Below are 13,488 nucleotides of genomic sequence, written 5' to 3'. Positions count from 1 at the left end.
ACCATCCTACATTATATAGCCGTCGAACAGTGTCGATTTTCCCCTCTGGCGTCAGATTTTTTTCAATTTTTCTTTGATCCGGTCCATTCTCCGGTATATGGCTTTTTCTGTAATACCTATTATAGCAGAAATCTCTCTCGTCTCATAACCGTTTATTTTCAAATACAGGATTTCTTTTCCGACCTGGTCCAGGCCTTTAAGAACACGCTCTGTCCTCTCTGAGAAAAATCGGCTGTCCTCCATATCAAAATACTTCATGACAGCTCTCCTGTAATCCCGCATCCATCCTTCCGCCTCATAGTCCTCCCAGGGAGCCCAGTGCTCCAGGAACCGGCGCTCGGATTTGAAGATATCCCAGTCGTATTCCCGGAGCATCTGTATCTCCTCCTCGTCCATCCCCCACTGACGCAGAACCTTCTCCTCCTCTTCCTTCCGGTTTCTCCACAGCAGCTCCTCCCTGGCCTTATTGTATTCCCATTCCAACGTTGCTCTTTTTATCCCTGTGTGTCCATTATCTCTTTTTAGGTATATGTTAAAAACAATTATACATTATGTCAGAATGATAAACAATTAACAATTCGTTGCATACCGCGGCAGACAGCCAGATGGGAACCAAAAAAAGAGAGACACCCTTCCAGGCATCTCTCTTCCTTTTCACATATTCATTTCAAAGCGTCTGACTAGTTTGTGATCGTCAGCTCTGTCTCTTTGTCAAAGATATGGATCTTCTCAGCATCCAGAGCGAATTTCACTGTGTCGCCGGATCTTGCTGTTGTTCTGGGATCAACTCTTGCTGTCATGCTTGCTCCCTCATAGTCGAAGTAGAGGAGAACCTCTGCGCCGAGCATCTCGTATACACGGATCTTGGCCTCGATCACTGTGTCAGGAGAAGCTTCGATGAACATCTGCTCATCGTGAACATCCTCAGGACGGATACCGAGAACAACTGTCTTTCCATCATAGCCGCCTTCTTTGAGCGCTTTTGCTTTTGCAGGCGGAAGAGCGATTGTATGAGGTCCTGTTACAAGAGAAACTTTGTCTCCCTCAACTTTGCATGTAGCATCGATAAAGTTCATCTGCGGAGATCCGATGAATCCAGCAACGAACATATTGCAAGGATAATCGTACAGTGTCTGCGGTGTATCTACCTGCTGTACAACACCAGCGTTCATAACTACGATTCTTGTACCAAGTGTCATAGCCTCTGTCTGGTCATGTGTTACGTAGATGATCGTTGTGCCCAGTCTCTGGTGCAGCTTGGAGATCTCAACACGCATCTGTCCACGAAGTTTTGCATCCAGGTTGGAGAGAGGCTCGTCCATAAGGAATACCTTGGGGTTACGAACGATCGCACGTCCCATGGCAACACGCTGTCTCTGTCCACCGGAAAGAGCCTTTGGTTTACGATCCAGAAGAGCTTCCAGGTCAAGGATCTTGGCAGCCTCGCGAACCATCTTGTCGATCTGATCTTTCGGAACTTTTCTCAGTTTCAGACCAAATGCCATGTTATCATATACTGTCATATGCGGATACAGAGCGTAGTTCTGGAATACCATTGCGATATCGCGGTCCTTCGGCTCAACGTCGTTTACGACTCTGTCACCGATCTTCAGCTCGCCGGATGTGATCTCCTCAAGACCTGCGATCATACGGAGCGTGGTGGATTTTCCACATCCGGAAGGTCCTACAAAGATGATAAATTCTTTATCCTCGATCTCAAGGTTGAAATCTTTTACAGCTTCAAATCCGTTAGGATATGTTTTGTTAATGTGCTTTAATGATAAACTTGCCATTGTTTTGTTCCTCCTGTTAATGGTGCACGGCCGGAGCCGACGTTCTTTATCTGTTACCCAGTATATAAAAAAAGAAGGGATTTCGCCATGCCCAAGTTGAACAATCTTTTTTTTGATTTCTATACAACTTGACCAACGGTCCCTTCTTCTCTTCCGTCATTCTGACAGATCATTCCTCTTCTCTTTGCAGAAGCGCCTGGTAAATCTCCCTCTTGCTGACGCCTCTGTCCTTTGCCACCTTTTTCATGGCCTCTTTCCGCTCCACGCCCTGATCCGTGTAGTATGCCATGTGCTCCTCCAGGGACATCTCCTCCCACTTCTTCTGGGACTGGCGGCGCAGCTCCTCCCGGCTCTTTCCCCGGATAACAAGAACGCACTCTCCCCGGGGCTCCTGGGCTTTGTAGTAAGCGCAGGCCTCCTCCAGGGTGGACCGATAGACGGTCTCGTGCTTTTTGGTCAGCTCCCGGCAGACGGACACCTGCCGGTCTCCCAGCGCTTCCAGAAGCTCCTCCAGCGTCCGCAGGAGGCGATGGGGCGCCTCATAGATCACAATGGTCCTGGTCTCGTCCTTCAGCTCCTCCAGCACGTCCCTTCTCTCCTTTTTGTCGGAGGGGAGGAAAGCCTCAAAGGCAAACCGCCTTGTGGGCAGCCCGGATATAGTCAGGGCAGTCACGCAGGCGGCGGCTCCGGGCACGGCTGTGACCGTGATCCCCGCCTCATGGCACATTTTCACAAGCTCCTCCCCGGGATCCGAGATTCCCGGCGTGCCGGCGTCCGTGATGAGGGCGATATTTTTTCCCTCCAGGAGAAGCGCTGTGAGCTTCTTTCCTTTCTCAATCTTGTTGTATTCGTGGTAGCTGGTCATGGGAGTCCGTATCTCAAAGTGGTTCAGCAGCTTGATGCTGTTGCGGGTGTCCTCCGCGGCTATGAGATCTGCCTCCTTCAGTGTGCGCACGGCCCGGAAGGTCATATCCTCCAGGTTCCCGATGGGGGTGGCGCACAGATACAGTGTTCCTGCCATATTTCTCTCCTAATGTTTCTCCTGTCTGTCCAGACCGTACAGCTTTAACAGCTCGTCTGTGTAGGTTCCGTCTTTGTTGTACACCACCAGGGGCGGCTCCACGGTCATCCTTGGGCTCGCGTCCTTCACTCCCTCCAGGAGCACCATGTTTGGCTCCCTGTCTATGTAGGGGTGGACAAGACGCATCCGCTTCGGCTCGATCCGGTGGCGGCTCATGCCGGCGAGGATCTCGGCCAGCCGGAAGGGGCGGTGCACCATATAAAACCGGCCTTTATTTTCCAGGAGCCTGGCGCTCTCTCTTAGCACGTCCTCCAGGGTGCAGAGCACCTCGTGGCGGGCAATGTACTTGGCCTCGTTGGCATTTTTCAGGCCGTGATCTCCGATCATGTAAGGCGGGTTGACTGTGACTACGTGAAAAGAGGCGGCGCCGAAAAGGGCGGCTGCCTCTCTGATATCTCCCGTGACAATGCGGACCCTGTCCTCCAGGTGGTTGACAAGGACGCTGCGGCGGGCCATGTCCGCGCTCTCCTCCTGAATCTCCAGGCCGGTGTAGGACTCCCCCTCGTTTTTTGCCTCCAGCAGAATGGGGAGGATGCCTGTCCCGGTCCCCAGATCCAGCGCCCGCTCACCCTTTTTTACCTTTGCGAAGGCGGACAGCAGGACCGCGTCCATGCCAAAGCAGAACCGGCCCGGGGACTGGATGATCCGGTACCCCTTGATCTGCAGGTCGTCCAGGCGTTCCCCCGGCTTTAAATCCACTGTCCTCTTACTTGTCATCCAGCTTCGACGCTCCGTTCTTCTCCTCCAGTGCCTTCAGCTGCGCCATCTCCTCCCTGGAGATCTTTGTGTCCTTCTTCTTCCGGCGGGGCTTGAAGCGCAGCTCCGCTGCCTTGTACTCCCGGACCTCCTTCTCATCGTTGTCCAGGGTAACGACCACCTTCACCAGCTGGCGCAGCACGTTGACGGCCTGCACGTCGCCTTTCAGCTTCTCCGGCGTAGTGACTGTGTCTCCCACCGCCGGCAGACGGCTGTTCAGCTCCTCGTAGTTTTGTTCCTCATTGGTAAGGCAGCACATGAGCCTGCCGCACACGCCCGAAATCTTGCTGGGGTTGAGCGACAAATTCTGCTCCTTGGCCATCTTGATGGACACCGGGGCAAACTCTGTCAGGTATGTATGACAGCACAGCTCCCGGCCGCAGATGCCGATGCCTCCCCGGATCTTAGTCTCGTCCCGCACGCCGATCTGGCGCAGCTCGATCCTTGTGCGGAACACGCTGGCCAGGTCCTTTACCAGCTCCCGGAAGTCGATCCTTCCGTCTGCGGTGAAGTAGAACAGCACTTTATTGTTGTCAAATGTGTACTCCGCATCGATGAGCTTCATCTCCAGCCCGTGCTTGCGGATCTTCTCCTGGCAGATGCTGAAGGCCTCTTTCTCCTTCTCCCGGTTCTTCTCCTCCCGGCGGTAGTCGTCCTTGTTTGCGATGCGGATGACGGATTTGAGAGGCTGGCTGATCCTCTCCTCCTCCACCTCTCGCGGCCCGGTCACAACATTTCCGAACTCCACGCCCCTGGCGGTCTCCACGATCACATTGTCCCCATGGTGGATCTCCAGTTTTCCGGGGGAGAAGAAATAGACCTTCCCCGCCCTGCGAAATCTTACTCCAATCACCTTTGTCATATCTGTCAGTTCTCCTTTATCGTCAGCAGCAAAAGCTCCATGACAAGGTCAAAATTTACATTTGCCTTGAGGCGTGTCTTGGCCTTCTCCAGACTCTCCAGTATCAGCTCAATGCCCTCGTAGGAGCTCTTCTTTGCCCGCTCCTGGATGTAGCTGATCTGGTCTTTGAACACGACCTTGTCCATATCCTTTGTCGCCTTATATAGCAACACGTCCCTGTACCATATCATGATGATGTCCAGGTAGTCGTTGATCTCGAGTTTATAAGTGTTAATCTTCTTGATGGCCTTCGTGATCTCACTGATGTCCATCTCGTTGATGTATTTCAGAAGCTGGACCGCCTCCTCCCGGATCTCGTTAAAGTGATCCGAGCTGGCCAGCATGATCGCCCGCCCCATATTTCCCTGGGCAAAGGCTGTGCACATGTCCGCCTTGTAGTCCGGCACATGCATAGTCTCCATGAGGTACTTGCGGATCAGGGTATCCTTGATGTTACGCAGCTTCAGCATCACGCACCGGGAGGTGATGGTGGGAAGCAGGGCCTCCGCGTTCTCTGTGAGAAGAAAGATCACCGCGTAGGCAGGGGGCTCCTCGATGGTCTTGAGAAGGGCGTTCTGAGCCTGCACGGTCATCAGGTCCGCCTCCGCTATAATGTAGATCTTGTAGGGGCCCTGGTAGGGCTTGATCTGAATGTCCTCGTTGACCTGCCTGCGGATGTCGTCCACGCTGATGGTATTCGGCTTCTCGTGGGTTACCCGGATGATGTCCGGATGGTTCCCACTCTCCGCCTGGTGACAGGAGTGGCATTTATTGCAGGGATCCGGCCCCTGCTCCTCGCACAAGAGCGTAGTGGCAAACAGGTTCGCCAGCATTTTCTTGCCGGAGCCTCTCTCCCCGTTCAGGATATAGGCATGTGACACCTTGTTCTCTGTCACGGCATTGCGTATATAGTTGATAATGTCCTTGTGTCCTACTACGTCTTTAAAGCTTCCCATTGTATATTACCTCTGTGATTTCTTCTAAACAGTGTTCTTTATCTTCGTTGCGGAACCGGCGCTGTATGCCCAGCCGGCGCAGCTTTTCCTCCGAAAAGTCCTCCTCGTCCGCAAGGAAACGGCGGCACAGCTCTTTGTACTTTGGCTGCGCCTGCTCCCTCTCCCTGGCAAGCGCCCGGGAAAGCCGCTCTCCGTCCTCCACTTCTATATAGAGGGGCAGGATGTTCTCCGCCCCGTAGTATTGTACCATTTTTTCGTAGGATTCCAAAGTCCCGATCATGAGATAATTTCCCGTCTCCAGATCGATCTGTCCGTCGTCGGCTGTAAAATATTTCCACACGCCGCAGGCTGTATCGTATGCCCGGAGCTCAATGATGCGGCCCGCCCGCTCCAGCTCCTCTGTTCGCTTCTCGTCTGTGAAGAAATACTCCACCCCGTCTTTCTCCCCCTCCCGGCGGGGCCTTGTAGTGTAGGGCACCACCTGCTTCAGCTCCGGGATGCGGGACAGGAGCTCCTTGAAAATAGTGTCCTTGCCTGATGAACTTTTTCCTATTATGTAGTATATTTTACCCATTTATCCAGACCCTGATGCTTCCTTCTTCTTCCATACCTTCCAGGGAAAATCCCTGGCTTCTGCTTGTGAGCAGCAATTCCACACTCTCCCGGCTGATGCGCTCTCCCGGAACGATGAGCGGAATGCCCGGCGGATAGAGGTAGGCGTACTCTGTGGACACCAGTCCCTCGCTCTCCTCCAGGAGCACTTTTTTCACCTGTCCCTTCACAGGGCTCGTCTCCCGGGCCAACTCCTCCATCCGGGCGCTTGTGCAGACTATCTCATTCCGCGGCAGGCCGCCGGCCTGGCAGGGGACTGCTGCCGCTCTCTCCCTCGCGGATCTGTCAATCTCCTCCAGGGCGTCCCCCAGCCGGCGGAAGCCCTCCTGCGTATCCCCCACGCTTGTCATGGCCAAGGCGTAGGAGCCGGCGGCCATCTCAAGCTGCAGATGATAATCCCTAAGAAGCCACAGATACAGCTCTCTTCCGGTCATGTCCGCCCTGCCTACAGACAGGACCACCTTGGACCGGTCGTAGCGCTCTGTCTGTACAAGGGAGAGCTTTTCCAGATGTCTCAGCCGCTCTCTGAGCCTCTTAAGCTGCTCCACATAGGGGCCAAAGAGCTCCTCCCTCTTCTCCCCCAGCAGATGGATACACCTGTCGATGCCAGCCATGAGCACATAGGAGGGGCTGCTGGACTGGAGCATGTCCAGATAGCGGAAGATCCGCTCCCGATCTGCAAAGGGCCCGTCCACGTGGAGGAGGGCCGTCTGGGTCAGAGCCGGCAGCGTCTTGTGGAGACTGTGGATCACCACGTCCGCCCCCTGTCCCAGGGCGCTCTCCGGAAAATAGGGGTGGAAGCCAAAGTGGGCCCCGTGTGCCTCGTCCACGATCAGGGGAATTCCCCTCTTATGGACCTCCCCGACAATGCCCCGGATGTCCGAGACGACGCCGTCATAGGTGGGGGAGACCAGGATCACCGCCTTTACCCTGGAATGTTCATTAAGCGCAGCTTTCACTGCGCTTACAGATATTTCTGTATTCAACTGAATATCCGGTCGGAAACCGGGGTACAGGTACACCGGCTCCAGCTCGTTCATATAGATGGCGTGATACACGGATTTGTGACAGTTCCGGCCCACCAGCACCTGATCTCCCTTCCGGGTGCACCCCAGGATGGCGCTTAATATCCCCGCTGTGCTTCCGTTCACGAGAAATCTCGTCTCGCCGGTCCCGTAGATCCGGGAGGCCTTCTCCTGCGCTTCCTTCAGGATCCCGTCCGGGTGGTGGAGGTCGTCAAATCCCTCGATCTCAGTGATGTCGATCCCGTAGGGAAGATCACTGCCGAAGCGCGCTGTGTTCCGCTTGTGCCCCGGCATGTGAAACCCGTAATAGTCAGAAACCCTGTATCTTTGCAGTCTGTCGTAAAGTTCAGTCATCTGATAGCCTCGTATAGCTTACAATCTCTTCAGCAGCTCTCCTCTCTCTTTTTCATAGCCCGGCTTTCCGAGGAGAGCGAACATGTTTGACTTGTAGCTCTCAACGCCCGGCTGGTTGAACGGATTGACGCCGGATACATAGCCGCTGACGCCGCAGGCAAACTCGAAGAAGTAGAAGAGCTCACCCAGATAAAATTCATTCTGCTCCGGAATGTTCACCATCAGGTTCGGCACATGGCCATCTGTGTGGGCCAGGACTGTTCCGTTCATGGCGCTCTTGTTTACAAAGTCCATGCTCTTTCCTGCCAGGTAGTTCAGGCCGTCCAGATCCACCGGCTCCTCGTTAATGAGGATTTCCTCTCTGGATGTCTCCACATTCAGGACTGTCTCATACATGATGCGGCTGCCGTCCTGGATGAACTGCCCCATGGAGTGGAGGTCTGTAGTGAGATCCACGGATGCCGGGAAGATACCCTTCTGGTCTTTTCCCTCGCTCTCGCCGTAGAGCTGCTTCCACCACTCAGATACATAGTGAAGGCTCGGCTCGTAGTTCGCCAGCACCTCTACGGATTTGCCCTTTCTGTGAAGGATGTTACGGACAGCCGCGTACTGCAGGGCGTCATTTTCCTCAAATGGCTTGTTCAGCGCCAGCTCTCTTCCTGCCGCTGCGCCCTCCATCAGCTTCTCGATGTCTGCGCCGCTGACTGCGATGGGCAGAAGTCCCACAGCTGTCAGAACGGAGAAACGTCCTCCTACATCGTCCGGCACAACGAAGGACTCGTAGCCCTCCTCTGTGGCCAGGTTCTTCAGGGCTCCCCTTGCCTTGTCCGTGGTGGCGTAAATCCTCTTGGCCGCTTCCTCTTTGCCGTATTTCTTCTCCAGCATCTCCTTGAACACGCGGAAGGCGATGGCCGGCTCTGTGGTCGTTCCGGACTTGGAGATGATATTTACGGAGAAATCTCTGTCGCCGATCACGTCGATGAGCCCCTTCAGATAGGTGCTGCTGATGCTGTTTCCTGCATAGTAGATCTCCGGTGTCTTGCGGATCTCTTTGGATACATTGTTGTAGAAGCCGTGGCGCAGGAACTCGATGGCAGCTCTTGCTCCCAGGTAGGAGCCGCCGATACCGATGACGATCAGTACCTCGGAGTCGCTCTGAATCTTCTCTGCCGCCTTCTGGATGCGCGCGAACTCTTCTTTATCGTAATCTACAGGGAGATTTACCCAGCCAATATAGTCGTTGCCGGCTCCTGTTCCGCTCACAAGGACGTCCTTGGCGTTTCCTACGATCTCTTTCATGGAGTCTATTTCATGCTCTTTGATAAATGTCATTGCCTTTGAATAGTCGAATGTAACTTTACTGCTCATGGTAAACCCTTCTTTCTCTCTTCGTTATTGTATACTTATGATACACGATACAGCTCTTAGGCAAGGCAGACAGGCCCGCTTCAGCTCATATCAAGTCTATTTTACCAGTATTACCCTTTATAATCAAGCCAAAAACTCCTCCAGTATCTCCCGGATGCGGACCTCCTTTGAGACCTCGTCCTCCTCTTTTCCGGTCCTCGTCCGGGCCGCTTTTGTCTCCCTTACAGGCCTGTCCTTTCCGCTCTGGCGTTTTTTCGCGTCAGCAGCCAGCTCTCTGGAGGCTTCCTCCTGGAAGCGCAGCCGCTGCTCTCTCTGCTCCTGAGCCGGCTCCCGGGCGGCTGTCTCCCGGACTGCTTCCTGTGCAGCTTTCTGAACCGGCTCCCAGGCCGGCTCCCTGCCTTCTGCCGCCTGCGCCTTCTCTTCCTGCGCCTCCCGCAGGTTCTGTGGCTGACCCATCTCTGACTGGCGCATTTCCGGCTGATGCATCTCCGGCCGGCTCATCTCCGGCTGGCGGATTTCAGGCTGCGGGCCCTCTGCCGGCTGCAGGATCTCCGGCTGGATCTCCCGTGCCGGCTGGATCTCCTCAGACCGGGAATTTGTGTCCGGCGGAGCCATGGCCTTCCACTCTTCCTTCACTCTGTCCGCCTGCGCCTTCTCATACCGGTGTGCGCAGACATTTTCCAGATAATCCACCATATAGTTTCTGATGACTCCAAGCTGGTACTTCTCATCGCTTGTGAGCTGGAACAGGAAGAGAAGAATGGCTCCTCCCGCTCCCGCCGCGCCGTACTGGATCACCTGGTCCGCCATGCCCCGGGACGCGTACCAGGCACCCGCGCCGGCCAGTCCAAACAGAAGGCACAGCCACACGCCCGCCTTCTCCAGGCGTCTCCAGGTGTGAAGCCTGAGCCCTCCGGCCCGGTATTCATGCAGATATTTTTCCACAAACACCTCCACGTTCTGAACCCGGTCGCTCACCATGCAGGCATGTTCAAATTTTGCCTTCACCAGGCGAACCAGGGGATGTCCGCTCTTATTCATACTGCCGGCCGCCCGGACCAGTCTCTTCAGAGAAATGCCGGCCGCGATCTTGCTGATCACCCCCACAGCCGCGGCTATCCCCATAAGGATAACCATAATATGTCTGTCCAATACCACTTCTAACATGATCTAACCCTCCTTCTTTGATTTGATTATACTCAAATCCGGAAGGGAAACCAGAAAAACCGTTCTACAGTTTCTGCCCGGAAACAGGGGATTTCCGGCGCTTTCTGGCGAGCTGTGCCGCTGCTTTTACAGACCCTTTTCCGGCAGTTTCAAAAGGAGGGCCTTCACAAGCCTTACGCTGTGGGCGATAGCCTGTTTTTCAAAGACCGGATAGTCTACAGAGGCGCTGTTGTCGGCTTTGTCAGAAATCGCTCGGATAATGACATACGAAATTCCGTTCAGGTAGGCGGCGTGGGCAATGCCCGCTCCCTCCATCTCCGTGCACAGGGGATCGAAATTGCGCTTGATCCTCTCCTTGTCCTTGGCGTCTGAGATAAACTGGTCGCCTGACACTACCCTTCCCGTAAATGTGTGGATGTCCGGGTTTGCCTCCTGGTTGGCCTCTTTTGCCAGCTCTACCAGGCGGGGATCCGCCTCAAAGGAAAACACGTCCATCCTTGGGATCTGTCCCACCGGGTCGCCGAACTTGGAGGCGTCCATGTCGTGGTACAGGGCATCCGTGGAGATCACTATATCCCCAATGTCAATGCGGGCGTCAAGGGAACCGGCGATGCCTGTGTTGATCAGCGCGTCCACGCCGAACTCGGAGGCCAGTATCTGGGCGCACAGAGCCGCGTTGACCTTGCCGATGCCGCTGCGCACCACCACCACATTCCGGCCGCAGAGAACGCCCTTCACAAAGGTCATACCCGCGATCTCCTTTATCTCCTCTGTCTGCATTTCCTCCTTTAAGGCGGAGACCTCCTCCTCCATTGCTCCTATAATTCCAATCATTTTGCTCATCCTTTCTACCTTATAATAATCATGTCTGATCATCCTTTTTAATGCCCTTTCATTATAGCGTGGGAGAAGGTGGTTTGCAATCAGGGTTGTGACTGGATAGGATCAGAGTGTCGCGGCCAGGTGGCTCAGAGCGTTGCGGCCGGGATTTCAAATGGTTGCTATAATTGGTTGCTATAATTGCAGGGGGGAAGGTATTGCTTTTCTCCGTCTCCCATGGTATCGTAGACAGTACAGATAGCAGCCGCACAGCACTGTTTTCCTGTCAATCAAGATCATCTGCCGCACATTTCAGCTGCAGATATTTTCTAGCTGCATTTATCTGAATATCTCAGTCCGCATCGGACAGATATCCAACGAATATTTTGTACATTTACGATAAAATAAAGGCAATCTGCTATCTGGTATGGTATGATAAGGATATGAAAACAGTTCCTGTGCCGCCGGAAACGGAGGGACATATTGCAGGAAGCAAACAAACCGAACACGGATCTTTCTCATCTTGAGGATCTGGCTTTCAAGTCCGCCGCGGACTACTTTGGCGATGAGCTAATCCACTGGCTGGGTATCCCGGAGAAGGCCGTCCGTTCAGCGCCCACGGAAATAGTGGAGCTGGAGACCCGACACATGTATCAGGATTTTCTCTACGAGATGGAAAACGGTCTCTGGTATCACTTTGAATTTGAGAGCGACTCAGTCTCCGTCAGCGATATGCGGCGGTTCCGGGAGTATGAGGCGTCCGCCCCCCGGCGGCTCGGCGGGCCGGTGATCACCTACGTCATCTGCTCCGACAGGGCCAAAAAGCTCCGGGACAGCATCACAGAGGGGATTAACACGTACCGGGTCCGCCTGATCCGATTAAAGGACGACAACTCAGACCAGCTCTTTTCCCGGCTTGCTGAAAATGGTGCCTCTTCTGTGTCGAGGGAAGACATCATTCCCCTGCTCCTTTCTCCCCTGATGGGAGGCAGTCTCAGACAGAAGAACCGGATCCTGCAGGCCATTCAGCTCCTGCGGGCAGCCGAGAGCTCCTTTGACCCGGAGGAGATCCAGAAGATGGAAGCGATACTCTACGCTTTCGCAGTGAAATTTTTGAAGGACGATGACCTGGAAGCAATAAAGGAGGCGATTGCCATGACAAAACTTGGACAGATGATATGGGATGACGCCATAGAGAAAGGGCGCGAGGAATGGACGCGGATTGGAAGGCAGCAGGGTGAGGCCATTGGGCGGCAACAGGCATCCGACCGCTACAGCAGACTGATTCTTATTCTAAATAGGGAGAAAAAGGAAGATCAGATCATAAAAGCTGCATCCGACTCTGCGTACAGAGAAGAGCTTTATCAGAAATATGGGCTCTGACCTGGCCATATGGCTGGACGAATAGCTGGGTGCTGACCCAGCCGTTGATTTCAACCTGTCTTTTTGATATAATTTCTTCGATGAAAGACATCTTCTCCTCTGTACAGATCTCTGTACAGGGAGTGCAAAGGATAAGGAGGTTTCTATCATGATACAGTTCAGACCACAGGGCGTCTGTTCACAGCTCATCAATGTAGAGCTGGACGGCGACACCATCAAATCCGTAGAATTCGTAGGCGGATGCGCCGGAAACACCCAGGGAGTTGCCCGGCTTGTGGAGGGCATGAATGTAGACGAGGCCATCTCCCGTATCGAGGGCATCCAGTGCGGCTTTAAACCCACATCCTGTCCGGACCAGCTTGCCAAGGCTCTCCGCATGGCAAAGGCACAGGAGAACTAATGCAAAAGCACTAAATTGGAAAGAGAGGGCCCGCCGCCACTCTTATTTGTGGCAGCGCCCTCTCTTTCGTTTAGTTTTTTCTTTTTTTGTGTGCGTTCTCTTATGTCCCGCCAAGCTGCTGTATCTGCTGCTTCACGACGTCTTTAGCCCTTTCGGGCCTGTATGACGGCTTCTCAATGTAAGGAAAAAATAAAATTGTTATTTGATTATTGTTTCCAGGTGCGCCACGAAGCAGCAGATACAGCAGCTCGGCAGGATGGTTTGGTGCCCATTGGGCTTTTCGATCAAAAGATCGATTTTAAAATGTTCTCTTGGTTTGTTTTTTTAATTATTTCTTTTTGTTTTTTAGTCTTCTTCGGGCTAGTCAATGTAAAGGCCATTGGTCCGCGAAGTACTCATATCATTGCCAGCTGAATGGATGCAACGCACTCTGTAATACCAGTCAGGCTCCACTTCCATCATCTTACTTGTGCTGACAGAGAATGTGTTTTCGTTTTCCTTTTGCCATGAGTCTACATAATGCCAGTCATCATTTTCATCTTTAGCTCTTTCCACAATAACAGACACTTTGATAGACTCCACATTATGCTGTGCAATGGTTGTTCCACCAGCATAAATCTTACCAGGACCTAATTCTCTAAGTTTTGAATATCCTGTCTGCAGATCTACACCTCTGGTCATTGCGCCCGCAATACCTGTAGATTCATCTTCGCATGTCAGATATGAGCCGTCTAACATAGGCTTGCTTTCATTTGCTTTTGTTGGGAATTCTGCGGTTATTGTAAGGCCCACCATCAACACAGCTGCGAAGCATACAGATATCAGTTTCTTTTTCAAAAAATGTCCCTCCTTTTCTTTGTTCTGCTTTTCTTT

General features: G+C 53.4%; 14 protein-coding genes. 2 read left to right on the top strand and 12 right to left on the bottom strand.

The features are described 5' to 3' along the window. Nucleotides 1–51: 51 nt before the first annotated feature. The 11 genes from NI21_RS0110445 to NI21_RS0110395 form a co-directional block, all read right to left on the bottom strand. Entirely contained in the window at nt 52–483 is a 432-nt protein-coding gene (locus NI21_RS0110445; protein ID WP_033126150.1) for a hypothetical protein, read from the bottom strand. Between the two features lie 197 nt (nt 484–680). After that, the gene (locus NI21_RS0110440) at nt 681–1,793 is read right to left on the bottom strand and encodes an ABC transporter ATP-binding protein (protein ID WP_033126149.1); all 1,113 of its coding nucleotides are present in this window, start codon (nt 1,791–1,793) and stop codon (nt 681–683) included. Between the two features lie 169 nt (nt 1,794–1,962). After that, nucleotides 1,963–2,814 carry a 16S rRNA (cytidine(1402)-2'-O)-methyltransferase gene (gene rsmI, locus NI21_RS0110435; protein WP_033126148.1) on the bottom strand — a complete coding sequence of 284 codons (852 nt, stop codon included), beginning with the start codon at nt 2,812–2,814 and terminating at the stop codon, nt 1,963–1,965. 9 nt (nt 2,815–2,823) lie between these two features. Further along, entirely contained in the window at nt 2,824–3,591 is a 768-nt protein-coding gene (locus NI21_RS0110430; protein ID WP_033126147.1) for a tRNA1(Val) (adenine(37)-N6)-methyltransferase, read from the bottom strand. Next, nucleotides 3,581–4,492, bottom strand: a complete 912-nt coding sequence (locus tag NI21_RS0110425) for a stage 0 sporulation family protein (protein ID WP_033126146.1) — start codon at nt 4,490–4,492, stop codon at nt 3,581–3,583. Before NI21_RS0110425 ends, NI21_RS0110430 begins: the two co-directional genes overlap by 11 nt. A 5-nt stretch (nt 4,493–4,497) precedes the next feature. After that, nucleotides 4,498–5,487 carry a DNA polymerase III subunit delta' gene (gene holB / locus NI21_RS0110420; protein WP_033126145.1) on the bottom strand — a complete coding sequence of 330 codons (990 nt, stop codon included), beginning with the start codon at nt 5,485–5,487 and terminating at the stop codon, nt 4,498–4,500. Beyond that, nucleotides 5,474–6,061, bottom strand: coding sequence for a guanylate kinase (locus NI21_RS0110415; protein ID WP_033126144.1), 588 nt, complete (start codon nt 6,059–6,061; stop codon nt 5,474–5,476). The genes holB and NI21_RS0110415 overlap by 14 nt, the downstream gene beginning before the upstream one ends. After that, entirely contained in the window at nt 6,054–7,478 is a 1,425-nt protein-coding gene (locus NI21_RS0110410) for an aminotransferase class I/II-fold pyridoxal phosphate-dependent enzyme (RefSeq protein ID WP_033126143.1), read from the bottom strand. Before NI21_RS0110410 ends, NI21_RS0110415 begins: the two co-directional genes overlap by 8 nt. An 18-nt stretch (nt 7,479–7,496) precedes the next feature. Beyond that, on the bottom strand, nt 7,497–8,846 hold the full coding sequence (locus NI21_RS0110405) for a glucose-6-phosphate isomerase (RefSeq protein ID WP_033126142.1): 1,350 nt from the start codon (nt 8,844–8,846) through the stop codon (nt 7,497–7,499). 123 nt (nt 8,847–8,969) lie between these two features. Then, on the bottom strand, nt 8,970–10,013 hold the full coding sequence (locus tag NI21_RS0110400) for a cell envelope integrity protein TolA (RefSeq protein ID WP_033126141.1): 1,044 nt from the start codon (nt 10,011–10,013) through the stop codon (nt 8,970–8,972). 126 nt (nt 10,014–10,139) lie between these two features. Further along, a complete protein-coding gene (locus NI21_RS0110395) occupies nt 10,140–10,847 on the bottom strand; it encodes a 5'-methylthioadenosine/adenosylhomocysteine nucleosidase (protein ID WP_033126140.1) in 708 nt (235 codons plus the stop codon). A gap of 468 nt (nt 10,848–11,315) precedes the next feature. Here NI21_RS0110395 and NI21_RS0110390 point away from each other — a divergent pair, with 468 nt between their 5' ends. Beyond that, complete coding sequence (locus tag NI21_RS0110390; protein ID WP_033126139.1) at nt 11,316–12,215, top strand: hypothetical protein; 900 nt, start codon at nt 11,316–11,318, stop codon at nt 12,213–12,215. 148 nt (nt 12,216–12,363) lie between these two features. Further along, entirely contained in the window at nt 12,364–12,615 is a 252-nt protein-coding gene (locus NI21_RS0110385) for a TIGR03905 family TSCPD domain-containing protein (RefSeq protein ID WP_207742282.1), read from the top strand. Nucleotides 12,616–12,975: 360 nt separating this feature from the next. On the opposite strand, the gene NI21_RS0110380 is transcribed toward NI21_RS0110385, so the two are convergent. Continuing rightward, complete coding sequence (locus tag NI21_RS0110380) at nt 12,976–13,452, bottom strand: DUF6147 family protein (RefSeq protein ID WP_033126138.1); 477 nt, start codon at nt 13,450–13,452, stop codon at nt 12,976–12,978. Nucleotides 13,453–13,488: the final 36 nt, after the last annotated feature.

The organism is Eubacterium sp. ER2 (assembly GCF_000765215.1).
GTDB lineage: Bacteria > Bacillota > Clostridia > Lachnospirales > Lachnospiraceae > Claveliimonas > Claveliimonas intestinigallinarum.
This window is presented reverse-complemented; position numbering and strand designations above follow the sequence as displayed.

Excerpts from the sequence above, each read along its gene's own strand:
- NI21_RS0110410 (WP_033126143.1), bottom strand. The coding sequence starts at position 7,478 with ATGACTGAACTTTACGACAGACTGCAAAGATACAGGGTTTCTGACTAT.
- NI21_RS0110415 (WP_033126144.1), bottom strand. The coding sequence starts at position 6,061 with ATGGGTAAAATATACTACATAATAGGAAAAAGTTCATCAGGCAAGGAC.
- NI21_RS0110385 (WP_207742282.1), top strand. The coding sequence starts at position 12,364 with ATGATACAGTTCAGACCACAGGGCGTCTGTTCACAGCTCATCAATGTA.
- NI21_RS0110400 (WP_033126141.1), bottom strand. The coding sequence starts at position 10,013 with ATGTTAGAAGTGGTATTGGACAGACATATTATGGTTATCCTTATGGGG.
- NI21_RS0110425 (WP_033126146.1), bottom strand. The coding sequence starts at position 4,492 with ATGACAAAGGTGATTGGAGTAAGATTTCGCAGGGCGGGGAAGGTCTAT.
- NI21_RS0110430 (WP_033126147.1), bottom strand. The coding sequence starts at position 3,591 with ATGACAAGTAAGAGGACAGTGGATTTAAAGCCGGGGGAACGCCTGGAC.
- holB (WP_033126145.1), bottom strand. The coding sequence starts at position 5,487 with ATGGGAAGCTTTAAAGACGTAGTAGGACACAAGGACATTATCAACTAT.
- NI21_RS0110405 (WP_033126142.1), bottom strand. The coding sequence starts at position 8,846 with ATGAGCAGTAAAGTTACATTCGACTATTCAAAGGCAATGACATTTATC.
- rsmI (WP_033126148.1), bottom strand. The coding sequence starts at position 2,814 with ATGGCAGGAACACTGTATCTGTGCGCCACCCCCATCGGGAACCTGGAG.
- NI21_RS0110395 (WP_033126140.1), bottom strand. The coding sequence starts at position 10,847 with ATGATTGGAATTATAGGAGCAATGGAGGAGGAGGTCTCCGCCTTAAAG.
- NI21_RS0110440 (WP_033126149.1), bottom strand. The coding sequence starts at position 1,793 with ATGGCAAGTTTATCATTAAAGCACATTAACAAAACATATCCTAACGGA.